The organism is Enterococcus alishanensis (assembly GCF_019218635.1).
Lineage (GTDB): Bacteria > Bacillota > Bacilli > Lactobacillales > Enterococcaceae > Enterococcus_A > Enterococcus_A alishanensis.
Genome location: NZ_JAHUZB010000004.1, coordinates 58,643 through 82,149 on the forward strand (window position 1 = coordinate 58,643; position 23,507 = coordinate 82,149).

Annotated in this window: 24 protein-coding genes and 1 other RNA gene; 8 read left to right on the forward strand and 17 right to left on the reverse strand. The window is 35.9% G+C overall.

Annotation, left to right across the window (positions count from 1 at the left end; all coding sequences use genetic code 11):
• Positions 1-4 precede the first annotated feature (4 nt).
• From xdhA to KUA55_RS10695, 7 genes are all read right to left on the reverse strand, one after another.
• Positions 5-2,323, reverse strand: a complete 2,319-nt coding sequence (xdhA, locus tag KUA55_RS10665) for a xanthine dehydrogenase subunit XdhA (protein ID WP_218326240.1) — start codon at positions 2,321-2,323, stop codon at positions 5-7.
• A gap of 502 nt (positions 2,324-2,825) precedes the next feature.
• Entirely contained in the window at positions 2,826-3,272 is a 447-nt protein-coding gene (dtd, locus tag KUA55_RS10670; RefSeq protein WP_218326242.1) for a D-aminoacyl-tRNA deacylase, read from the reverse strand.
• Between the two features lie 34 nt (positions 3,273-3,306).
• On the reverse strand, positions 3,307-5,520 hold the full coding sequence (locus KUA55_RS10675) for a RelA/SpoT family protein (protein WP_218326244.1): 2,214 nt from the start codon (positions 5,518-5,520) through the stop codon (positions 3,307-3,309).
• 84 nt (positions 5,521-5,604) lie between these two features.
• On the reverse strand, positions 5,605-6,360 hold the full coding sequence (locus KUA55_RS10680) for a 16S rRNA (uracil(1498)-N(3))-methyltransferase (RefSeq protein ID WP_218326246.1): 756 nt from the start codon (positions 6,358-6,360) through the stop codon (positions 5,605-5,607).
• Positions 6,360-7,307: a 50S ribosomal protein L11 methyltransferase gene (gene prmA, locus KUA55_RS10685; RefSeq protein WP_218326247.1), complete on the reverse strand. Its 948-nt coding sequence runs from the start codon at positions 7,305-7,307 to the stop codon at positions 6,360-6,362. Before prmA ends, KUA55_RS10680 begins: the two co-directional genes overlap by 1 nt.
• 37 nt (positions 7,308-7,344) lie before the next feature.
• On the reverse strand, positions 7,345-7,812 hold the full coding sequence (locus tag KUA55_RS10690) for a DUF3013 family protein (protein ID WP_218326249.1): 468 nt from the start codon (positions 7,810-7,812) through the stop codon (positions 7,345-7,347).
• A 5-nt stretch (positions 7,813-7,817) separates the two neighbouring features.
• Positions 7,818-8,453 (reverse strand): DNA-3-methyladenine glycosylase, encoded by a 636-nt coding sequence (locus KUA55_RS10695; protein WP_218326250.1) that lies wholly within the window; start codon positions 8,451-8,453, stop codon positions 7,818-7,820.
• Between the two features lie 110 nt (positions 8,454-8,563).
• On the opposite strand from KUA55_RS10695, the gene KUA55_RS10700 reads away from it, so the two are divergent.
• Entirely contained in the window at positions 8,564-9,844 is a 1,281-nt protein-coding gene (locus KUA55_RS10700) for a replication-associated recombination protein A (protein ID WP_218326251.1), read from the forward strand.
• Here the strand turns inward: KUA55_RS10700 and KUA55_RS10705 are convergent.
• Entirely contained in the window at positions 9,841-13,317 is a 3,477-nt protein-coding gene (locus KUA55_RS10705; RefSeq protein ID WP_218326253.1) for a hypothetical protein, read from the reverse strand. The two genes, KUA55_RS10700 and KUA55_RS10705, sit on opposite strands and share 4 nt — an antisense overlap.
• 97 nt (positions 13,318-13,414) lie before the next feature.
• On the opposite strand from KUA55_RS10705, the gene ssrS reads away from it, so the two are divergent.
• The 4 genes from ssrS to KUA55_RS10725 all read left to right on the forward strand — a co-directional run bounded on the left by ssrS (position 13,415) and on the right by KUA55_RS10725 (position 14,787).
• A non-coding RNA gene (ssrS, locus tag KUA55_RS10710) (6S RNA) lies at positions 13,415-13,608 on the forward strand.
• A 69-nt stretch (positions 13,609-13,677) separates the two neighbouring features.
• Positions 13,678-13,962: a hypothetical protein gene (locus KUA55_RS10715; protein WP_218326255.1), complete on the forward strand. Its 285-nt coding sequence runs from the start codon at positions 13,678-13,680 to the stop codon at positions 13,960-13,962.
• 61 nt (positions 13,963-14,023) lie between these two features.
• Entirely contained in the window at positions 14,024-14,494 is a 471-nt protein-coding gene (locus KUA55_RS10720) for a universal stress protein (RefSeq protein ID WP_218326256.1), read from the forward strand.
• Between the two features lie 26 nt (positions 14,495-14,520).
• The gene (locus KUA55_RS10725; RefSeq protein ID WP_218326257.1) at positions 14,521-14,787 is read left to right on the forward strand and encodes a hypothetical protein; all 267 of its coding nucleotides are present in this window, start codon (positions 14,521-14,523) and stop codon (positions 14,785-14,787) included.
• Positions 14,788-14,824: 37 nt separating this feature from the next.
• Here KUA55_RS10725 and KUA55_RS10730 read toward each other — a convergent pair whose 3' ends face one another.
• Together KUA55_RS10730 and crcB are read right to left on the reverse strand one after the other, a co-directional pair.
• Positions 14,825-15,178, reverse strand: a complete 354-nt coding sequence (locus KUA55_RS10730; RefSeq protein WP_218326259.1) for a fluoride efflux transporter FluC — start codon at positions 15,176-15,178, stop codon at positions 14,825-14,827.
• Positions 15,171-15,557: a fluoride efflux transporter CrcB gene (gene crcB / locus KUA55_RS10735; protein WP_218326260.1), complete on the reverse strand. Its 387-nt coding sequence runs from the start codon at positions 15,555-15,557 to the stop codon at positions 15,171-15,173. The genes KUA55_RS10730 and crcB overlap by 8 nt, the downstream gene beginning before the upstream one ends.
• A gap of 115 nt (positions 15,558-15,672) precedes the next feature.
• On the opposite strand from crcB, the gene KUA55_RS10740 reads away from it, so the two are divergent.
• Positions 15,673-16,344, forward strand: a complete 672-nt coding sequence (locus KUA55_RS10740) for an HAD family hydrolase (protein WP_218326262.1) — start codon at positions 15,673-15,675, stop codon at positions 16,342-16,344.
• A 25-nt stretch (positions 16,345-16,369) separates the two neighbouring features.
• Here KUA55_RS10740 and KUA55_RS10745 read toward each other — a convergent pair whose 3' ends face one another.
• The 4 genes from KUA55_RS10745 to KUA55_RS10760 are packed head-to-tail and all read right to left on the reverse strand — an operon-like array spanning position 16,370 to position 18,524.
• The gene (locus tag KUA55_RS10745) at positions 16,370-16,915 is read right to left on the reverse strand and encodes a cysteine hydrolase family protein (protein WP_218326263.1); all 546 of its coding nucleotides are present in this window, start codon (positions 16,913-16,915) and stop codon (positions 16,370-16,372) included.
• Positions 16,916-16,940: 25 nt separating this feature from the next.
• Positions 16,941-17,633 carry a 5'-methylthioadenosine/adenosylhomocysteine nucleosidase gene (locus tag KUA55_RS10750; protein ID WP_218326264.1) on the reverse strand — a complete coding sequence of 231 codons (693 nt, stop codon included), beginning with the start codon at positions 17,631-17,633 and terminating at the stop codon, positions 16,941-16,943.
• Positions 17,634-17,667: 34 nt separating this feature from the next.
• Positions 17,668-17,949: a cell wall synthase accessory phosphoprotein MacP gene (macP, locus tag KUA55_RS10755; protein ID WP_218326265.1), complete on the reverse strand. Its 282-nt coding sequence runs from the start codon at positions 17,947-17,949 to the stop codon at positions 17,668-17,670.
• 2 nt (positions 17,950-17,951) lie between these two features.
• On the reverse strand, positions 17,952-18,524 hold the full coding sequence (locus tag KUA55_RS10760; RefSeq protein WP_218326266.1) for an NUDIX hydrolase: 573 nt from the start codon (positions 18,522-18,524) through the stop codon (positions 17,952-17,954).
• Between the two features lie 168 nt (positions 18,525-18,692).
• Here KUA55_RS10760 and KUA55_RS10765 point away from each other — a divergent pair, with 168 nt between their 5' ends.
• Together KUA55_RS10765 and KUA55_RS10770 are read left to right on the forward strand one after the other, a co-directional pair.
• Positions 18,693-19,343 (forward strand): 5-bromo-4-chloroindolyl phosphate hydrolysis family protein, encoded by a 651-nt coding sequence (locus KUA55_RS10765; RefSeq protein WP_218326267.1) that lies wholly within the window; start codon positions 18,693-18,695, stop codon positions 19,341-19,343.
• A 68-nt stretch (positions 19,344-19,411) separates the two neighbouring features.
• Complete coding sequence (locus KUA55_RS10770; RefSeq protein ID WP_218326269.1) at positions 19,412-20,590, forward strand: toxic anion resistance protein; 1,179 nt, start codon at positions 19,412-19,414, stop codon at positions 20,588-20,590.
• Positions 20,591-20,818: 228 nt separating this feature from the next.
• Here KUA55_RS10770 and truA read toward each other — a convergent pair whose 3' ends face one another.
• From truA to KUA55_RS10785, 3 genes are all read right to left on the reverse strand, one after another.
• Entirely contained in the window at positions 20,819-21,556 is a 738-nt protein-coding gene (gene truA, locus KUA55_RS10775) for a tRNA pseudouridine(38-40) synthase TruA (protein WP_218326271.1), read from the reverse strand.
• 77 nt (positions 21,557-21,633) lie between these two features.
• On the reverse strand, positions 21,634-22,977 hold the full coding sequence (locus KUA55_RS10780; RefSeq protein ID WP_218326272.1) for a glycosyltransferase family 2 protein: 1,344 nt from the start codon (positions 22,975-22,977) through the stop codon (positions 21,634-21,636).
• Positions 22,974-23,480 (reverse strand): cell division protein, encoded by a 507-nt coding sequence (locus KUA55_RS10785; RefSeq protein WP_246601486.1) that lies wholly within the window; start codon positions 23,478-23,480, stop codon positions 22,974-22,976. Before KUA55_RS10785 ends, KUA55_RS10780 begins: the two co-directional genes overlap by 4 nt.
• Positions 23,481-23,507: the final 27 nt, after the last annotated feature.

Sequence of the window (23,507 nt, forward strand, 5' to 3'; positions counted from 1 at the left end):
TTTTCTATTTAGCGTCTGCTTGATTTTTGACTGTAATGACATTGTTTTCTTTCATATGTTCAAATACTCTTTGTGTCGACAATGGAATGTCATTGATTGCAACATTTGTCGCATTCTTAACGGCATTTCGAATCGCTTGTGCTGGTGAGTTCATTGGGTTTTCCCCCAAAGCTTTATTGCCAAACGGTGCCAATGGATCCATTTCTTCTACAAATTCAAAGTCTAATTCTGGTAAATCCATCGTAGTCGGAATTTTATAATCCAATAAATTATTGTTCAGTGGTTTGCCTTTTTCGTTGTAGCGCAGTCCTTCACTTAAACCATAAGCAATTCCCATCGCCATACCGCCTTCAACTTGCCCACCAGCTAATTTTGGATTAATAATTTTTCCGGAATCATGGACATTCATAACACTTAATAAATCAACTTTACCAGTTTCTACGTCGACTTCTACTTCCGCGAAGGTACAACCAGAAGCATATGCATTATGATGAATATTTACAGCAGACTCTGCAACGATTGATTGACCATGCTGCATGTCATAAAACGATGCTAATGCTAAGTCAGCTAAGCTAGTAACTACTTCACCGTCATAAGCATAAATAATTTGTGAATCAACAATATCTAAATATTCTGGACGAACATCATAAATGTCTGAAGCTCTTTCAACAATTTTTTGTTTCATTTCTTCTGCCGCTTCACGAACAGCAAATCCCGTAATATAACTTTGACGAGAAGCATAAGCGCCTGTATCAAAAGGATCTACATCCGTATCGGTCATGAAGTCACGAATTACATGATTTGTTGGTACGCCCAAAATTTCGGCTGCCATTTGAGAAAAGGCTGTATCGGCACCTTGACCAATTTCTGTTGCACCTAGCATTAGTTTAAAACGTCCATCTTGAATTAAGATTAGGCGGGCACCTGAAACTTCTAACCCAAAAGGATAAGTTCCTGAGCCGTAAGAGAAGCTACCAACACCAACACCACGACGTTTTGAACCAGATTTATAATTCAAACTATCTTTTAATTTTCGATCCCATTCAAATGCTTCCCGGCCTTTTTTCAAACATTCTTCAATCAAGAAATTTTTCTGTTTGATTTTACTGATGGTATTTTTGAAATTATCTGGCTGAGCATTCATCATTCTAAATTCAATCGGATCCATTCCGATTTTTTCTGCCGCATCATCAATTATTGATTCTAATGCGTACATAACTTGTGGAATTCCATATCCACGCATTGCACCAGCAGTGGCAATATTTGTATAAACTGTTTTTGCTGCATATCTTAAAGCATCTGATTTATATAAAGCATGGATAAAGGTCCCACCTTTACCACCAATTGAATGTCCGTGAGAGGCATACCCCCCTTGATTTGAATAAACATCAAAATCTATCGCAGTAATATGACCATCTTTATTTACCCCGATTTGCACATCATAATCAATCGCATGGCGTGTTCTAGTAAAGGCCAAAGATTCTTCTCGAGTAATCGCTAATTGAACGGGACGTCCGCCACAAGCCATCGTCATCGCTACTGCTAATGGTTCAATCGTAACGTCTTGTTTATTCCCAAAACCGCCTCCGATGAATGGTTTTTTCACTCGGAATTGTGACCAGGGCATGCCCATTGCTTCACCAATAATTCGGCGACAAATATGAGGGATTTGCGTGGAACTAATACAAGTCCAACGTTGATCTTCACTCTGATAAGCAATCGCCACTTGGTTCTCCATATGAACGTGTTGCTGAACACCTGTACTAAAATGTTCCTTTAAGACATAATCAGCTTTAGCTAACTCTTCTTCTACATCGCCAAAACCAACTTTTGTGTTAGCGATTACATTATCGCGTTCTTTATGGATCCGCATTGCGCCTTCTGCCATTGACTCTTTTGGTGATAGATAAACTGGATACTCTTCATAAGTGACTTTAATTTTTTCAGCTGCTTGAACCGCCTGTAATTCTGTTTTCGCAACCACCGCTGCTATTTCTTCACCATACACACGAACATCTCTAGTTAAAATTAAACGGTCAGCAACATCACGCTTTTCTGGAATCATATTGTAAGGATGTCCAGCAGTAGCGAATTGATTTTGCGGCATATCCTCAGGTAAAAGAATTTTCACCACACCAGGCATTTTTTCTGCTTCAGAAATATCAAATTCCAGCACTCGGCCGTGGGCAATTGTTGAACGAACAATTTTTCCATGCAACATATTTTGAACTGGAAAATCAGCTGTAAACATTGCTGTTCCTTTGACTTTGGAAATCGCATCCCAACGTGTCTCAGATTGCCCAATCGCACCTTTTTTCTCCATTATCGTTTCCTCCATTCTCAATCACAATATTTTGAATTTCAAAAAAAAAATTTTTAGGGACGAAGTTAAAAATAATAGGTACATTTGCAACTGTACCTGATAAAAATAATATTTTTTCTACAAATAAATTTTATCATGGCTTTTCTTTAAAAACAATTGATTTTAGAATGGTGATAGATAACGATTTATTTTCAACAATTATTAATTATTAAAAATAAATCAATTAAAAAAACTGAATTAACAGGGATTCTGATGTTATTTTTTCTAATTCATTTGTTAAACCGACTAATTAAATTACGGATCATATTTTAAAACGACCGCTTTAAAAACGCTTTCAATAACCATTTTTTTATTTTTAGAAATCTTATTTCGCAATGACAAAATGTTACTTACTAATTTTTTATTTAGTTATTGAAAAATTTTTATAGTTATTAGAGAATTATTCTCAAATAAAAAAAATTGCATTATAGCTATCTTTTTCAGCTATAACGCAATTAAATTTTTATTTATCTCGGGTATCAAAAAGAATCGTGACTGGTCCATCGTTGATTAAAGAAACTGCCATATCCGCCCCGAATTTTCCCGTTTCAACAGTTAAGTCTGCATTACGAAGTCCTTCATTAAAGTATTCGTATAAAGGAATCGCCGTCTCAGGACGAGCTGCTTTGACAAAGCTTGGTCTTTTTCCTTTTTTTGTATCCGCATGTAAGGTGAATTGTGAAATACTTAAGATACTACCACCAACATCTTTCAATCCCAAGTTCATTTTACCTTCGTCATCTTCAAATACTCTTAAAGTTGAAATTTTTCGGACTAAATAATCGGCATCCTCTTTCGTATCTTCTTGATGAACACCTAGTAAAATCATAAAGCCTTTACCAATTTTTCCAACTGTTTCACCGTCAATCGCTACTTCAGCTTGACTGACTCGTTGAATAACTGCCCGCATCTCTTTCCTCCTCATTCATTTTTCATGACAAGATTTAGCCATTTGTTCGCTTCACACTATATACATCGGGAATAGTTTTAATTTTATCCACGATATTATATAAGTGAGTCACGTTTTGAATTTTGAAAGTTAATTTGATCATGGCTAATTTATCTTTGGTTGGTTTGGCTTCTACGCTGACTAATTTTTTCGTTAAGCCGGAAACAATATTTAAGACATCATTTAGCAAGCCTTCTCGATTAAAGCCGTAAATCTCTAGATCAGCATTATATTCTTGTACCGTATTAGAAGTATCTTCCCATTCCACTTCAATTAACCGTTCCTGAACATCTTTTTGGTTCGTGATGTTCGGGCAGTCGGTACGATGAATCGATATTCCTCGACCTTTGGTAATGTAGCCAACAATTTGATCACCAGGAACTGGATTACAACAGTGGCTAATCCGAATCAATAGATTTTCAATCCCTTGAATGACGATGCCGCCTTCATGGCGCACCTTGATTCGTTCTGGTTCTTTTTTCGGTGGATTATTTACAATTTCATCTACAGTTTCTCGTTGTTTTTGTTTCTGTTGTTCACGGCGTTCCTTTTCCGTCAGACGATTGGTAAAGGTTAGTGGACTAATTTCACCAAAACCGACTGCTGCATACAAATCATCTTCACTATGGAAATTGAACTTATCCAAAGCTACAGCCATTTTTTCTTTCGTTAACATTTCTTTACTATTGAAACCTAACTCTGCGATACATTTTAAAACGGCATCATGACCTTTAATAATATTTTCTTCGCGGTCTTGGGTTTTAAAGAATCGTTTGATTTTATTTCTGGCTTTACTAGTTTTCACCATGCTTAACCAGTCACGACTTGGACCAAAGGAATTTGGTGAAGTCATGATTTCAATAATATCGCCGTTTTTCAATTTGTAATCCAATTGCACCATCTTGCCATTTACTTTAGCACCAGTTGTTTTATTCCCAACATCGGTATGAATACTAAACGCAAAGTCCAGTGGTCCTGAACCTTTTGGTAATTCAGTTACATCACCTTTTGGTGTGAAGACATAAACTTTATCAGCAAAAATATCGCCTTTAACGCCTTCCATAAATTCAGAAGCATCATAACTTTCGTCCTGTAGTTCAATAATTTCTCTGAACCAATCCAATTGACGATTGTCGTTATTTTCTTCTTGCTTATCAGTTTTTCCTTCTTTATAAGCCCAGTGCGCCGCTACCCCGAACTCAGCAATTTGATGCATTTCATGGGTTCTAATTTGCACTTCGACTGGATTGCCACTCGGTCCGATAATCGTTGTATGCAAAGATTGATACATATTAGCTTTTGGCATCGCAATATAGTCTTTAAAACGACCTGGCATTGGTTTCCATTGGGTATGAATCGCACCAAGTACAGCGTAACAATCTTTGATGGAATCAACTATTACTCGAATCGCTAACAAGTCATAAATTTCTTCAAACTGTTTCTTTTGATCTCGCATTTTCCGATAGATTGAATAAATATGTTTGGGGCGACCATAAATATCGCCTTCAATACCTAATTCTTTGGTAGCTTTTTTTATTTCTTCAACAGCTTCATCGACATACGAAACTCGTTCTTCCCGCTTTGATTGCATCAAATGAACAATCCGATAATATTGTTTCGGATTTAAATAGCGTAAAGAAGTATCTTCCAGTTCCCATTTAATCCGGCTCATCCCTAAACGATCTGCCAATGGAGCATAAATTTCCAATGTTTCCCGGGCAATTCGGCGTTGCTTATCATCTCGTAAAAATTTCAAAGTCCGCATATTATGTAAACGGTCAGCCAGTTTTACCATGATTACACGCAAGTCTTGTGCCATCGCTAATAACATTTTGCGGTGATTTTCAGCTAATTGCTCTTCATGAGATTTATATTTAATTTTCCCTAGTTTTGTCACGCCATCAACTAATAAGGCTACGTCTGCACCAAATTCATTTTTCAAATCTTCTAAGGTGACTTCGGTATCTTCGACTACATCATGTAAAAATCCGGTCGCAACTGTATGGGGATCCATATGTAAATCCGCTAAAATTCCCGCCACTTGAATCGGATGAATAATGTAGGGTTCTCCTGATTGTCTGACTTGTTCTTTATGGGCTTCAAAGGCAAAGTTATAGGCTTTTTCAACAAACGCCACATGTTCTTTACCCATGTATTCAGCAACCAAATTGATGACATCTGGTCCAGTTAATTCTATATCTTTTGCCATGAGACGTCCTCCTCTAATTTATGCACACATTTCTTCCTTTACTGAAAATAATTGTTCCCATTATACAAAGTACTTCCAGCTTTTTCAATGGGCAGTACTTGAGCTTAATTCATAATAAAAACTTGCCACACTCAACAAATACAAAGGAGCCGTCTCAGTTCTTAAAATTCTTGGTCCTAAACCAGCTAACTTAGCACCTGCTAGTTGATAATTTTCAATTTCTTTAGGTGTCAATCCGCCTTCTGGTCCAAAAATGACTAATAATTTTTGCCCGGCTGTTAGTTGCTGAAAAGTTTGAACTAATTGTGCTTGTTCTCCTTGTTTAGCTGACTCTTCATAAGCAATCAAAACGGCATCAAAATCTGAAAAGTGATTGACTAGTTCCTTAGGCGAAATACTTTCCAATCTTGGTAAATGCTGGCGATGAGATTGTTCAGCTGCTTCTTGAATAATCTTGTTTAAGCGAGCAACCTTTTTCCCTTGCTTTTTTTGGTCCCATTTCACTACTGAGGTTTCAGCTGGAAATACGAAAAAATTGAAAGCTCCTAATTCAGTCGCTTTTTGGGCAATCAATTCTAATTTTTCTCCTTTAGGAAAGCCAGAAGCGATTGTAATGTGGATCGGTAATTCCCGCTGGAACGTTTCTTTTTCAATTTCCGTCACAATTACCGATTCTTCAGTGATATCTGTAATTTCGGCCTTGATCGCCATTTCGTCAGCAAATACCACAAAAATTTCTTGTCCATTTTTCATTCGCATGACTCGTACAATGTGATGGTAATTTTCATCAGTTAAATGAACAGTTGGTTGATAATTTTCGTCAATAAAATAGCGTTGCATTATTCTGCCTCAGGTTTCTTTAGAATGATCGCAAACCAATCTTTTTGTTGGAAAATACGATCAACGACAAAGCCAACTTCTGCTAATTCCGCTAGAATCATCAATTTTTTGTCTTCAATGATACCAGAAATAATAAACGTCCCATCATCTTTTAGTAAACGCCACGCATCCTGTAACATTAATTTGATAATATCCGCTAAAATATTAGCTACAATAATATCAGCTCTTTTATCAATTCCTTTAAGCAAATCGTTAGCAGCAACGTGAACATTTTCCATCTGGGCATTCAGATCAATATTTTCTTGCGCACTACGAACAGCCACCTCATCTAAATCATAAGCAAAAATTTCCTTCGCCCCGTAAAGAGAACTGGCAATACTTAATACACCTGAACCCGTTCCAACATCTAAAACTGTTTCTCCGCCACGGATGACGGTTTCTAGTGCCTGTAAAGTTAAATTAGTCGTAGGATGCGTTCCAGTACCAAAAGCCATCCCGGGATCTAGCGTGATAATTTTTTCATCAGCAAAAGCCGGTGTATATTTTTCCCAACTTGGAACAATCGTCAAATAACGGGTCACTCTAACCGGATGATAATACTTTTTCCAAGCGGTTGCCCACTGGCTTTCTTCTACTTCACTAACCACCACAATATTTTCACCGATTGCTAAACCGTATTCCGGTAATTTTGTAATGCGGTCCTTAATCGTAGGCAAGATTTCTGGTAAAAAAATTGTTTCAGGGAAATACGCTGCCACAATCGCGCCTTCAGCCAAAGTAGTAAAAGTTTCCTTATCCAAAATTTCACCAAAAGGATCTTTTTGATAATTTTCAATATCTAATACATCTTCAATTGCCACCCCTGCTGCACCAGCTTCCATTAAAATGTTAGAAACTGCTTCTACAGCCTCGCTGGCAGTTGTAACTTTTACTTCATTCCATTTCATTCGATTTTACTCCTTCTAACGTTCACTCACTACTGTTTTAATAACTTGGGTAAGGGATATATGAATTTGCATCCCCTTTAATATAAGATTGATATTTTTCAGTATTCCATGTTAATTCAAATACTTCCGCATCACTTGTTAAAAAGTCTAATAGGTCACTTTGACCATCATCTAAAACCTCTTTTAAATAATCCACAATCCCTCTTAATTGATTTTCCGGTAGCCCTTTTTTCCCTTCATAAGGAATAGTAGCTAAATAATCTTCGGCATCAAATTGTGATTTTTTAGGATCGTATAATAAGATTCCATCTTCAAATTCAATGATTTCATCACTGGCGACCCCGTCAACATCACTAATTTCAATTTGTTCTTTATTTTCAGCGTATAGTCTAAAAATAATTTCAATCGTATGATTTTTCGTATCCCAATCTAAAGCAATTTCGTAATCAGGGATTGTCTTATTTAAATAATTGTCCAAATAAGTTGTCATTGTCATTTTTGCCATAATATTTACCTCCAACCGTGATCCGGTCTAATTTGATTTTTCTTTTGTTTACTAATGTAAGGATTGCCGGCAACTACATAGCGGAGTGGGGCCTCGGTCCAAATGCCTTTATTGGGAATCCCAATTCGTGGCAAACGTTCAATTTTTTTAGGAATGCGACTTTTTTCTGCAACTAAATGTAATGAACTGGAAAAAATCGACTGACCGTACAAATCCTTGGTAATACCTAAAGCAGCAACTAATTTACCAGGACCATCAGTTAAAGCCGAACCCGTTTTGCCACCGCGATTGATCTGCATTTGTTCAATCCCTTTTATGGGTTCAATTCCGCGTATCATTACCCCTTGAGGGAAACCCTCTTTTTGCGTTACCAAATTTAAAATTAAATGGGTATGCATTGTATACAAATAAATAGTACCCGCTTTTTGATACATAGCTGCCAGTCGTGGCGTATTACGCATAGAAAAACTGTGGGCTGCCTCATCTTCTGGTCCTAGATAGGCTTCACAATCAACAATATAGCCAGCTATTTTTCCATTAGGCGTATCGTGTTCCAAATACATACCTAAAAGTGATGCTGCAATTTCGGTTGTTTTTTCTTGAGCAAATATTTTTTTTATTTCTTCCATCTTTTTCACCATCTTTATGATACACAAATTTCTTGGCTCTGACTATGACAATCCCTCAAATATCAAGGAAAGTCAAAACATGGTATAATAGAACATATATTCTGTTTAAGAAGGAGGTTCCTATGCAACAACCTTTAGCTTATAAAATGCGCCCACGAAATTTAGATGAAGTCGTTGGTCAACAGCATTTAGTTGGACCTGGAAAAATTATTCGTCGAATGGTAGAAGCTAAAATGCTTTCTTCCATGATTTTATATGGTCCGCCGGGAACTGGAAAAACTAGTATTGCAAGTGCTATTGCCGGCTCCACAAATTATGCTTTTCGAATGTTAAATGCTGCGACCGATACCAAAAAAGATTTACAAGTCGTAGCCGAAGAAGCCAAAATGAGTGGCACCGTCATTTTACTATTAGACGAAGTCCATCGCTTGGATAAAACCAAACAAGATTTTCTGTTGCCTCATTTAGAAAGTGGCCGAATTATTATGATTGGTGCCACCACAGAAAATCCCTACATAACGATTAATCCCGCAATTCGTTCACGAACACAGATTTTTGAAGTCAAACCTTTAACGGAAGAAGATATTCAAGTGGCTGTAAAAAATGCTTTGACTGACAAAGATAGAGGACTAGGAAATTATCCGGTGAAATTGGATGAAAATGCATTATTGCATTTATCCCGAGCTACCAATGGTGATTTGCGCAGTTCTTTAAATGCGTTAGAATTAGCCACAAAATCTACGCCTGAAGAAAATGGTAAGATTCATTTAACTTTGTCGATTATTGAAGAATGTCTACAAAAAAAAGCCCTCACCCATGATAAAGATGGCGATGCCCATTACGATGTGATATCTGCGTTACAAAAATCAGTCCGCGGTAGCGATGTGAATGCCGCCTTACATTATTTAGCACGTTTAATTGAAGCGGGCGATTTACCAATAATTTGTCGGCGTTTGATGGTGATGGGTTATGAAGATATCGGCTTAGCTAATCCGCAAGCTGCAGCAAGAACGGTCCAAGCGGTTCAAGCAGCTGAAAAATTGGGATTACCAGAAGCTAGAATTCCTTTAGCAGATGCTGTTGTCGATTTATGCTTGTCGCCCAAATCAAATTCAGCCTACGTAGCTGTTGATGCGGCCTTGGCAGATATTCAAGCAGGAAATGTTGGTGAAGTTCCCGATCATTTGCGTGACAGTCATTATAAAGGAGCTGCTGCCTTAAATCGTGGGATCGGTTATCAATATCCCCACAATTTTGAAAATGCTTGGGTTGACCAACAATATTTACCAGATAAAATAAAAAATGCCGAATACTACCAACCTAAAGCCACAGGGAAATATGAACAAGCGTTAGGTCAGCAATATTATCGCATTAAAGAATGGAAAAAAAATCCCGAAAATTAATTTTCGGGATTTTCTACTAATGTCCATTGAAAAATGGTTGAATGTTGTCCAACTTTTTGTTTATTCTTTGGTATTTCACAAAACACAGCAGCTTTTGTTTCAGGAAATCCAGTCACAAAATCTCCTTGTCCAGCTAAAATGGTTGTGTCTTCACTTAAATTATAAAGTTGTTCCTCTGTCTGATAAAAAAAACTACCTATTTGGTTTTCTTTTACTTTTAGTTGCAGTTGATAATCTGTCTGCAAAAGACGCTTGTCTTTAATTTTTATTTGACCAGTGACTGTTGGGGTAAATTTTTCTTTTTGATAGAGTACATGCTTACCAAAATCAATTTGCGTTGGAACTTCCACTAATAAAAGCTCTCCTGTATTTTGACTAAAATCAGCAAAAACTTGATAGTAAGCTATTTTAGGAATCTTCCATGATTGATCAGTAATGGTTTCGTACTCTAATTGATTCATCTGAATTCGAGCTTTTAAAAAATTCTCGCTAAATACTATCTCAGGATCCTCAACATTTTTTTCCAACTGTACAAACCGCCGAGAACCATCCCACAACTCTTCCTGCCAATCAAAACTTTTCAATTGAATATCCCCTAATCCAGACTGCACTTTTCCATCGACAATCAGTGCTCTAATTCCTCTACCAAATTGATTACTGGTATCACCAGTTAAGCTAGTCCCATCGAAACTAAAACCAATAAAATTTGTTGGATTCAGACTATTCTCAATTGGCTGCTCCACGAAGGTAAAAATATCCACACCAGCTTGTTCACCAAAAATCCGCCCACCCTTTTCATCTTCATTCAATGCTTCTTTAGCTTTTTCCTGCCAAAAAAGTTGCTGCTCAATGGCTAATTCCTTTAGCATCAATTTATTTACACCAGAAGGACTCGTTATTTTAGCACTCTCAATAATCCGAATTAACTGTGTTTTTAAATTATTACAGCTCAAATGACTACCAGCAGATAAATTTAGCACCCCAAAATTAGCATAGCTTTTTTTAAAATTTTCATCGGTAGCTGCAGAAGAATTCAAAATAGTTTCAGTTGAAAGTGTCACACCTTCACAGAGATTTAGTTGGGTAAAGTTACTTATATTTTCAATGCTGCAGCTTTGTCGCAAGGTAATTTTGCTGGCATCCTCACTATGAACATTATTATTCAATGATTCTTTAGCGGGAATTAACTGTTCACAACTATTTATTTTTAAGTCTAACTCAATTCGATAGATAGAAACTGCTTGTCCAACACCATTAATAGATTCAAAATTACCATTTGGCGCATCTACTATTATTTTATTTTTTCTTGTTCTAAAAAGTGAATAATCTTCATGTTCATCTATAAAAAGTGAAAGATCCTCAAATTTTCTATAAGTCTTTAATATCAATTGGCTGCTGGAGGTTCTATTTCCAATCTCTTGATCATTAGACATAGTTTGTGGTCTTCCAGCAATAATTTTTAATCCAGGAGCTAAAAAAAAGTTATTCTCTTTCGGAACATCTATTGTCACGTTGGTGTTCCCATTGATAAAGCCTTTATTTTCAAAACCTCCAAAGATTCTTGCTTCTGGGTTAAACACGCCACCAAAAATTTGAACATCACTGTCTGCTTGCAACTGGTTTCCCCTAAATCTCCCACTACCAGCGCCAATATCACCAAAAAACTCTCCATCATAAATTTTTATTTGCGCGTCTCCTTTTTGCAATCTATTGCCTTCACTTCCACCATACAGATCTCTTGTATTGCTCCCACCTTTCATTTCCACAAGACTACTTCCATAATGACGGTAGCAAGCCATTCCTCCAGCAGATACTTGTTCAGTTTGGCCTTGGTAAATTTGCACCAAACTATCTCCTTCGATTACTCCAGAATAGCTTGCCCCTAATAATTTTTTAACAAGACTATTGTTTAATTTCACTGATTGATTACCTAGTTGATAACAGCTGGTTGAAAAAGTAAGATCATCCCCTGAATTTCCATTTCCACCGGTAATACTTAAATCTTTAGCAGAAACCAAAAAATTAGAAGATGTTTTCCCTTCATTTTCAGCTTCTAATGCTCGTTCTTTAGAATAAACAAATCCTTCGCCGCCAAGCTCACCAGTATATTCACCAACAATGATTTCTGTATTTCCTTTGATTACTCCCGCATTTGTACCAGCTCGAATCGGGTTATTGGTGGAGGAAACACAGCCATTTAATAATTCAGTTCTGACATTACCTTCAACCAAAAAATTGGTTTTTTCTTTGGCTAGTTGAAAACGCTGGTTAGTTGACATCTGATCGTACTGCCGTTCTTCTTCAGTTAGATTTTGGAAATTAGAACGATCGACTGAGGGTATTAGCTTCGGACTATTGGTTAAGGGCGCTTTTATAATATTTAAACCACCAGCACCGCTAATACAGGAAAAACTTCCTCTGTTTACTTTACCTGCTTGAATTTGATTGGTAATATGTCCAATAATTTTTCCCTTATATCGATTTCCACCAACAAAAATTTTTTCTCCCTTTGAAAAATTACGGGTATCGATAGTATTTTTTATAGCATCACTTTGACTGATAATTCCCCCGGTTAAAGAACCACCGATTAATGGTTCAACTGAATCAAATTGACCCAAACCAGTGATACTATTTGTAATTCCCCCAGTTTTCCCATAACAAACGCCGCCGACATATTGATTTAATATCATTTCGCTACTTTGACTATTTATTCGATTATTAATAGTGCCTGTTACCTCAACAGGTGTAGCTTCTGTCCCTTCACCACCACCAAATAGATCTTGTCTGCCATCGACGAAGTGAATCTGATTGACAATATCTCCTTCAAAAGACCCTGTTTGATTACCACCAACTAATTTTAGATTTCCCGTTAACTTTTCAATATTTGTCTGACTATTTCCAATAAACGTTCCTGTTTGATTGCCACCAATGATTTCAAAATTTTCTCCTTGAACATTTTTGAAGGATAAAGAACTATTGCCTTGGCAAAATTGTTTTCCTCCACCAAATATTTGAACTTTTCCCATCTGACGAACGTTTTCAAATTTCAAAGGATGTCCATTGGCAAAAATAGCTTCCCCTGTTAATTTCATATTAGACAATGTTAGTGAACTACCAAAATATGTCTCTTTCGGTAAAATAATTTCAGTATCTTCTGCACCAATAAAGGAAATTGGATTGCTAACACTGACAAAGTTGATTTGATCAGGATTCTCGGTTTTTTCATCGTTGGTCAAATTTGCGGCCTTAGATAAATCTAAATTTCCTGACATTTGAATCGTAAAAGCATCTTTTGTTGGAGTCGAAAGAATATCTTGTAAAATTTCCTTTATACCTGATGGTGATGATTCATAAGTTTTGTTGTCAATATTTGGAGATAAAATCAACTGTGATGCATCAACAGTTGTAACGTTTTCAAAAAGTAAGAAGAAAAATAAAATAATTGCCATAAAATAAGAAATTTTCTTTGACATAAGTGCCTCCTTTTTATACAATATACGTACAAAGAAGCCAATTTATTGAAAACTCGATTTATTGCTTCTAAATAATTACTATGCTATTATAAGAGTGGAAATTCTGTGATGTGCGCGTTGCCCACTTAAGTGTTGACCGAACATTTTTATTGATACTTTGGGATCCGTCTTGTGTCAAAGTTGGTAACATGCCTTTTCTTTTGGTAGTTCGATGCTTAGACCATGGAACCCACCTGCTGTATTTTGCGGGATCAATACTACCGGGCGAATAACGGCATCGACGGAGTTTTCCATTTTTTTGGAACAAAAGCAATTTGCTCAGGCAAATTGCTTTTTCTTTTATTTATTAGGAGGATTCAAATGATTCGAATCGGATTAATCATTTTTGCAGTATTACTTTTTGCGGTCAGTTATTATTTATTAATGAAGAATGAAGGCTTTTTAGCACTAATTAAAAACAATCCTGAAAATTTAAAATTCTTGCGTCACTTTGGTTTGATTTATGCTGCATTAGGTGTCAGTGGTATATTACTAGCCATCATTAACCACCGCATTCCAACATTTATCTATCTTTTTTTAGTTTTTATAGTTGCCTCTTTCTTTGGTATTCGACTGGCAAAAAAAATAACTATAGACAAAGGATAATGATACCAATTTTGCTTATTTTGATTTAAAATAAAGATGTAGTTAAAAGGAGATGAAGAAGATGGAACAACAATATAGTAAAATTATGGTGGCTGTCGATGGCTCACAAGAAGCTGAATTAGCCTTTAAAAAAGCTGTCAACGTAGCAAAAAGGAACCAAGCTGAATTAGTTTTAGCACATGTAATTGATACTCGCGCTTTCCAAACAGTTTCTTCTTTTGATAATGTCTTAGCTGAACAAGCAACAGATATGGCAAAACAAACGTTAAGTGATTATGAAAAAGATGCTCGGGCAGCTGGTGTCACTGAAGTTAGCCAAGTGATTGAGTATGGTGCCCCTAAACTTACCATCGCAACTCAAATTCCAGAAAAATACGATGTGGATTTAATTATGCTTGGTGCGACTGGGTTAAATGCTGTGGAACGGTTATTTATCGGTTCTGTCTCAGAATACGTGATTCGCAATGCTAGTTGCGATGTTTTAATTGTCAGAACTGATTTGAACAATCAACTACCAACTGAAAAGGACTAGTTGAAAATTTAAAAGAAGGTCTTACTATGAAAAAATTTACATTGAAACAAGTTGAAGATTATTTAACTAACAGAATTAGTGGAATTACTGTGATTGATGTCAGTATTGAATTTCCAGCAAAACAAGCTGCTTTCCAAATTGAAGGAGAATACGTTTATTACCTATTCGAGGATCAAAATGGTGTATACAGCTTGACTGATGGAAACCAAGAAACTAAAGTTGTTGAAGAACCTGAACAAACAGAAGCACAATTTTTAAATGAAGTCATAAGAATCATCTTGGATGAAGCATAAAAAAGAGGTATCCCTAAACTAGCAAGGGATACCTTTTTTAGATGAAACTACCTATTAGAATGCCGCAAAAACTTGAAATTAAACCTACTACATACGTCAGAAAGAAATAGCGATAGAACATTGGACGATCATCTTTCATTAAAATCAACAATTCAAAATTAAAAGTTGAAAAAGTCGTATAGCCTCCCATTATTCCTGTCCCTAAAAATAAAAACCATTCAGGAGAAAGCTTTGCGCCAAATAAACAGCCTAAAATAAAACTACCAGTTAAATTAATAAAAAAAGTCGATTTGGGTAATCGTTTGGTTCGGGATTCAAAATAATTATTTAAAGTAAAACGAATCATAGCCCCTAGCGCTGCACCACTACCCACTAAAATTGAACTAATCATCTGGCGTCACCGCCTTTTTATGATAGATTTTTTCACCAATTATTACCATTAAAAAGCCACCAACAATAGACACGATCAAATAAATCAACGCTAAGAAAAACTCTCCTGCTGAAAATAACTTCATGACATCTAATGCAAAGGATGAAAAAGTCGTCAAAGCACCGCAAAAGCCGACACCTAAACCAAGCACTAAGCGTCCCGAAACATCTAAATCATCCAAGACTTGTTTAACTAACCAACTAAAAATAAAACAGCCAATCAAATTTGCCGCTAAAGTACCGATTGGAAAATCTCCCATTGAAGGTAAATAAGCACCCAATAAATAGCGGGCTATTCCTCCGAAAAAGGCAAAAAAGGCAATCACTAAATAATCTAACATTACAAATCCTCCTGAAAAAAACTTCCTTATCAATATATGCCTAACACGAATTTTTGACAAACAATTTGTAAAATATTCAAACATGGTATACTAAAGAAAAAAAGTAGGTGGTTTAATGACCGGAATTATTTTTGATTTTAACGGTACCATGTTTCAAGATTCTGATCTTCACGAAGCAGCTTGGATTACAATGCTAAAAAAATATAGTGACCGACAACTAACTGAAGAAGATATTTTAAAAAACCTTCACGGAAAAATAAATCCCGTTGTCTTACGTCATTTTTTAAGTGATCAACTGACGGATCAAGAAATTGAGAAATTATCTGATGAAAAAGAAGCAATCTATCGCCAAATGGTAAGAGATAGTCCCGACCATCAACAGATGACTCAAGGAATGGTTGCTACTTTAGATGCTTTAAAAGAACAAAAAATCCCTATGACTATCGCTTCTGCCTCACGAAGACGCAATATGGATTTTTATTTTGATTTGTTTGATTTAAATTGTTGGTTTGATCCAGAAAAAGTTGTGGTTGATAATGGAACATTCCCTGGCAAGCCGGCACCAGATATCTTTTTAATCGCCGCTGAAAAAATTGGGGTTTCGCCAGCTGATGCCATTGTTATTGAAGATTCTTATTCTGGTATCCAATCTGCTGAAAATGCAAAGATCGGCAAAATTATTGCGATTGATCCATTAGGGAAAAATCGTGAACAATTTGCCAAAGAACAGCTTAGAATTGATGGCATTATTGAAGATTTTGACGGATTCGTTGAAAAATATATCTAAAAAAGTCAGCGAGAATCTCGCTGACTTAAATTATTTTTGCCCCTAAAGTATTTTTAAAATGACTAAGCGCCCAAGTATGACCAGTAGCATCAAAACTGGCTACCGCTTTTTCAGGAATCACTAACTGATAACCTAAATTATAGGCATCTACAGCCGTATGCAACACACAAATATCCGTACACACACCCGTTAAACACAATTCAGTAATCCCTCGTTCTCGTAAACGAATATCTAAATCAGTCCCAGAAAAAGCCGAATAGTGACGTTTGTCAATCCAATATACATTTTTCTCTGCTTTATTTTCTTGATAAAAATCAGCAAGTGAACCGTATAAGTCTCTTCCTTCGGTACCAATGACATTATGTGCTGGAAACAATTTATTTTCTGGATGATATTGATCACTAGGGTCGTGACCATCAATCGCAAAAACAACAAAATCAGCTTGATTGAAGTATTCTTTAGTGATAGCTACTAAATCTTTTTCAATCGCTTGTCCCGCTTCACCGGTTGTTAATTTTCCATCAGTTGCTACAAAATCATTAGTGTAATCAATCGATAGTAAAGCCCGCATATTACTGCCTCCTAGATTAAAATATTTATTTTAAATTTTTTACAAAAGTCATCACTAATTCTGCTGAAGCAGCGCCTGTCCGGGCAACAAATTCTTCATGGGTTTCCGTTGCTTCTTCATCAGCCGTATCACTAATTGCTCTGACAATTAAAAATGGAATACCGTATTGAGAAGCTGTATGTCCGACTGCTGCGCCTTCCATTTCATTTGCCACAGCATCTGGAAAATTATGTTTAATTTCATTGATTTTTGCAACACTAGAAACAAAAGTATCTCCTGATACAATTAATCCTACATGAGCAGGTTGATTCATTTTTTCTGCTGCTGCCAACATTTCGGTTTTTAAATAAGTAGAGCTGTTAAAATATAACGGCATTCCAGGTACTTGACCGATTTTATAACCAAAAGTTGTTGCATCCACATCAAAATAAGCTACTTTATCCGCAACCACCAAATCACCAATTTTAACACCGCCGCCAATCCCGCCAGCTGTTCCAGTATTAATCACCATGTTGACTTTATATTGTTGAATCAAAACGGAAGTTGTAATTGAGGCTAAGACTTTACCAATCCCTGAACGAACAACAATTACTTCATGATTGCCCATCGCGCCTGAAATAAATAAAGCACCATTTTGTTCCCAAGATAATGGGTGGTCTAAGTTGTCCCGTAACGTTTTAATTTCTTCTTCCATTGCACCGATAATACCGATTTTCATAACTAAAATTCCTCCTGTTAAATAAGATACTCTTTTAAATAAATAATACTGCCAAAATAACAATGATTAATAGTAATGCAACAATAAAAATTGCTTTGTTCAAAAAAGTACTGCGCTTTTTTTCTTTTTGCCTTTCATTACTGCGACTTTTTACTAAAGGTTTATTTTTTTTTAGCTCTTTGCGATAGACATTCGCAATTTCTCGCTCTTTTTTTTCAAGTTCAGCTTTGGCTTCCGCCTGTTCTTCTGCTAGCCGCTCTTGTGCTTCCTTACGTCGCCTGATTTCACTACGGGTTACTAAAGGGGAACGACTCATAATTAAATCTCTCCTTTTTTCAACAACAATAATTCAAAATAACTCACAGCAAAGATCGTCTTAGCATCACAAATTAATTCATCCTTGATTGCTTGTTTGGCTTCGTCTAAAGTCAACTGATATAATTCTAGCACTTCATCCTCATCTTGCGGTAAGGGATGCTCGACCTTGGTTAAACCAGTTGCTTCATACAGGTAAATCTTTTCATTAGAAAAACCTGGTGAGACATACATATAGTTGATGTAACTCAGATTATCTGCTTGATAAGTTGTCTCTTCTTCTAACTCTCTTTTAGCAGCTGCTAAAGGATCTTGATTTTCACCTTTTTCAATTTTACCAGCCGGAATTTCTAAAATAACTTTTTCCAATGGTTTACGAAATTGTTTAACTAAAATAATTTTATTTTCAGTGGTAATTGGAATGACTCCTACTGCGCCATTGTGAAAAACTAATTCTCTTGTTGCCGTGCCACCTGTCGGTAAAGCAACTTGATCTACATAAACATCGATAATCTGTCCTTTGAAAATTTCTTTTCGTTCGATGGTTTTTTCTTCAAAATCTTGAAAATCTAACATATTGCACCTCTTCTACTGATGTTTTTCCTATTGTATCACAGAAAATTATTATGTTTTTTCTAAATCTTAAAAATCCATCTTTAGCCCGATACTATTTCTAAAGACTTTCGTGCTATGATTAGCTCATAGAAATGAACACACTTTAAAATAGTGTTAGGAGGCCCCATTATGATAAAAAAAATTCTCCCGATTATTGCAGTTGTCGTTGGACTTCTGGCCTTTATGGAAGATGGCATAGATGGCTTAATCCCATATATCTTATTAATCGGAGGCGGCTATTTGATTTACCGTGGTATTTTTAGTAGGAAGAAGAAAAAAACGGAAGAAACACCTTTCTTGACGAAAGAAAAAGAAACCTATTATAAAGATCTAGGTATGTCAGAAAGTGAAATCAATTTGTTTAGGGATACAATGAACAGTTCCAAAAAGCAAATTTTACAATTGCAAAAAAATATTGCCAATAATGCTAAACTAAAAGCAATTGATTTAAGACATGATTGTTTGAAAACTAGTAAGGCTTTATTTAAAGAATTGACCAAAGAACCTACTCGTCTACCTGAAGCCAGTCAATTTCTTTACACACACTTGCCAAACTTAGTTGACTTAACCAACCATTTTGTTGAAATTAATGAACACCAGGTCAAATCAAAAGAAGTCTATGGTAAACTAGAAGAAAGTAGTCGGATTATTGATCAAATGGCTGCTTTGATCGTGAAGGATTATCAACATTTCGTTTCAAATGATTTAGAAGATTTAGATGCTGATATGAATTTAGCGAAAGAACATATCGAAAACGATCCAGATTTTCAAACTAAATAAGTGGGATAGTCGTTTCAAATGGACACCATTGGAGACGACTTTTTTTAAAAGTTAAAGGAGGAATTTTGTTGGAACCAGAAAATAAAACTGTCGATACGACACTTGATGATTTACTTGCGAATCCTTTTGATAGCAATGCTTTAACCCCTATTCAAAAAGATGAAATTTCACATTTACAAGCGCAGGAGCAAGCGCCGCGATTATTTGATAAATTACCGGAGGAACGTCAAAAGCAAGCCCAAGAGCTTTCAAAAAAAATTGATGTCAATGACTCACAGGCGGTAATTGCCTATGGTGCTACTGCCCAAACAAAATTAAGTGAATTCTCGCAATCTATGCTGACTACTGTCTCTGCTCAAGACATTGGACCGATCGGCGATTCATTAAATCAATTAATGTACCGTCTACAAGAAGCCAATCCTGATGAATTAAGAGCTGGTGAGGGCAATCTTTTCCAAAGAGTTTTCGGTAAAGTAAAACAATCGATTTATGAAATCACCACTAAATATCAAAAAATTGGTGCCCAAATTGATAAAATTGCTGCCAAACTAACGATGGAAAAAGACGGCTTATTAAAAGACAATCAAATGTTGGAACAACTCTACAATAAAAACAAAGACTATTTTGACGCGTTAAATATTTATATTGCTGCCGCAGAATTAAAAATTGAAGAATTACAAAAAGTAACCATTCCTGAAGCAACTGAAAAGGCACGGACAACTGGCGATCAAATGGATGTCCAAATCGTAAATGATTATTCTCAATTTTTAGACCGACTAGACAAACGAACATATGATTTAAAACTAGCTCGTCAAATTACGATTCAACAAGCACCGCAAATTCGTTTAATTCAAAATACCAACCAAGCATTAGCCGAAAAAATCCAAAGTTCAATCAACACAGCAATTCCTTTATGGAAAAACCAAGTAGCGATTGCTTTGACCTTATTACGTCAAAAAGATGCTTCTACAGCACAACGACAAGTTTCGGAAACTACTAATGACTTGTTGAAGAAAAATGCTGAAATGTTGAAAATTTCTACTATTGAAACTGCCAAAGAAAATGAACGTGGCATTGTTGATTTAGAAACCTTGCAACAGACTCAAAATGATTTAATCGAAACCTTGCAAGAAACCTTACGTATTCAAAAAGAAGGTAAAGAACGTCGCCAAGCAGCCGAACTAGAAATCGGTCATATGGAAAATGAATTGAAAACTAAATTGATGGAATTGACTTCACAAGAATAATAATAAGAGAATTTTGAGATCAAACTCAAAATTCTCTTTTTTTGTACCATCAAAGCCGACAAAAATGAAACAACGATTCCCAAACCAAGAAATACGCCAATCGGTCTTTTAAATTTTTTCAATACTTTTCTTGTATCATCCATAAATTTCTCCATTACATTCCTTGTATCCGTTTTCAAAAAAAGTTAAGTTTTTCCATTGATTGAAAAAACTTACTCCGTGAACGATTTAATAATATACATCATCCAAAAACAAACCTTGTGCTGGTGCAGTTTCACCAGCGGCCTCTCTTATTTTGTGATCTAATACTTCATCAATTGTTTCTAATGGTAATTTTCCAGTCCCAATCTCTAAAATCGTGCCCATCAAGATGCGCACCATCTTATGCAAAAAACCATTCCCAACAAAAGTAAAGGCTACTAAATGTCCGTTTTGTTCAATTGAAATATCCTCAATTGTCCGAATAGTTGATTTTTTGGTTTTCTTTAGTGCGGAAAAACCAATAAAATCATGGGTCCCAATTAACTTTTGACAAGCTTGATTAATTTTTTCCAAATCTAATTCTTGAGGAAAATAAAAACTACGATACCGTTCAAATGCTGATGGAATCTCGGCATTCCAAATATAATACGTATATTTTTTTCCTTTGGCATTGTAGCGGGCGTGGAATCTATCGGGCATTTCTATTGCTGCTTTAACTACAATATCACCTGGCAAATAACGATTTAAAAAATCAATCATCTCTGGTGGGGTCAATTCTGACTGGGTCTTGAAATTGGCAATTTGCCCGCGAGCATGGGTGCCTGCGTCAGTTCGACCGGAACCAATGATTTCAATTTCCTCACCAGTCATTTGTTGGAGGACCTTCTCAATTTTCCCTTGAATTGTTTTTTCTGAATTTCCCAATCGCTGCCAACCAAGGTAGCGTCGTCCATCGTACTCAATCGTTAATTTTATATTTTTCATTGTGTGCTCCTCAAACTCATTTGCCTTCATTTTACCATATAAAAAAACCACGTCTAATAAAGGCGTAGTTTCAACTTTTACATAATATCTTTAGATAGTTCTTCTTGAATTTTTTTCTCATCTCGTCTACGATCAGGACTTTTCCAAGTACCGGAACCAAAACCAAGAATTGTTTTAACAGCTGGGATAAAGGTTGTCACAATCGTCACGGCATTCATCATCCAATAAAACAACATATATAAAGGTGCAAAGAATATATATTTCATCTTCCGACCATGATCATCTGCTAAAAGTGCCGCAAATAATTGGAAGAAACCTGAAATCATCTCAAAAACGACAAACACAAAAGCCATCGTAAACATATGATAAATTCTTTCATAATTGCCTTGGCTTAAAAAGTAGAAAAATAATCCGACAAACCAAAAAGTAAACAACCAGAAACAAAATGACCATAGAATACTTAAAGTTTGATCAACATACATAATGGTACGACCAATATTTTTAAAAGGATGTAACAATACTTTTTTGAAATTTGTTAGCCAGACTTCTGTCCCGCCTTTTGCCCAGCGTTGACGTTGACGATATAGCATCCGTAAAGTTTCTGGAACTTCCATAAAGAACATGATTCCAGGTGCAAATAAAGACAACCAGCCATCCATTTGATGATCCCAAGCGATACTAATATCTTCGGTTGCACGATCTTGACGGAACAACCCAACATCAACTAACGCATCTTTGCGATACATTGTATTGGCACCACTATAAGCATACAGACCACCAAAAACACCTTTTTGAGTTCGTTTAATGATACCGACGATACTAGAAAATTCTACGGTTTGCGATTTGGTTATCAATCGACTACGATTTTGAACATCCATATTTGCTGTAACAGCAGCAATATTGGTACTATCTTCTCGTAAAAAATAATTGATATATTGATTTAGTGCGTCTGGTTCCGGTACCGTATCAGCATCATTACTTAGAATCAGTTCACCTTTCGCAAAACCAACACCGATATCAAAAGCATGAGCTTTGCCTTTATTTTTTTCAATCCTAATCACCCGTAAATTATCATATTGTTCCATTAATCGGGCCAAAATATTAGGAGTATCATCTGTTGACCCATCATCCGTCACCAATACTTCATAATTCCGGTAATTCAACTCATTCATCAAATAATTAATGGTATTTTCAATCACAATTTCTTCATTGTGAGCCGGTACCATGATGGTGACAAACGGTTCAATTTCAATCGGAATATCCCCTAAATCCTTTTGTCGATACTTGAAAATAAATCGATAACAAAAGACACCGATAAACCAAGAGAATCCGCCTAAAATTGGATAAGTCAATAAAATTAAAAATAGTAAGGTCAAAACTACATCGACTACCATATTTCCTGTATGAAACATCACGTTCATAAGCCCACCCCATTTTCTTTAAACAAGTCCGAGATAAAATGTGTATCCAAATTTTGTTCTTCTTTAACTGCATAATATTTTACCGTGTGACGAAAATCTTTATCACCAAAACGATCAGTGTAGCAATTATTTAATAAGTTACGACGCTTATTTAAGCGTTCTTCATCAAAAGTATTTTCCTTGCGTAACAATCCACCAAAACGGTGATTGTTCCATAAAGTTAAGGCAACATAGGTTACTAAAATGATTAAAAAGGCGACTGCTAAAAATAAAACTAAAAACATCAACGAACGAATTTCTTCTGAGTAACTGTGGAAGTATTGGCTAATATTTAACTTGGGGAAAAGTATTGGTGTAAAAATCCAAACAAATGGTAAAAATACACCTAGCCAGCCGATCGATCCAATCACCGTTTGAAAAATTTTCAAACCGAGATGCCCTTTCTCGAAAAATTTATCTTTTACTAAGAAAGAGGCAACATCTTCACGGGTATTTTTCTTCATAATTCTTCACTCCATTTCTGACTGAGA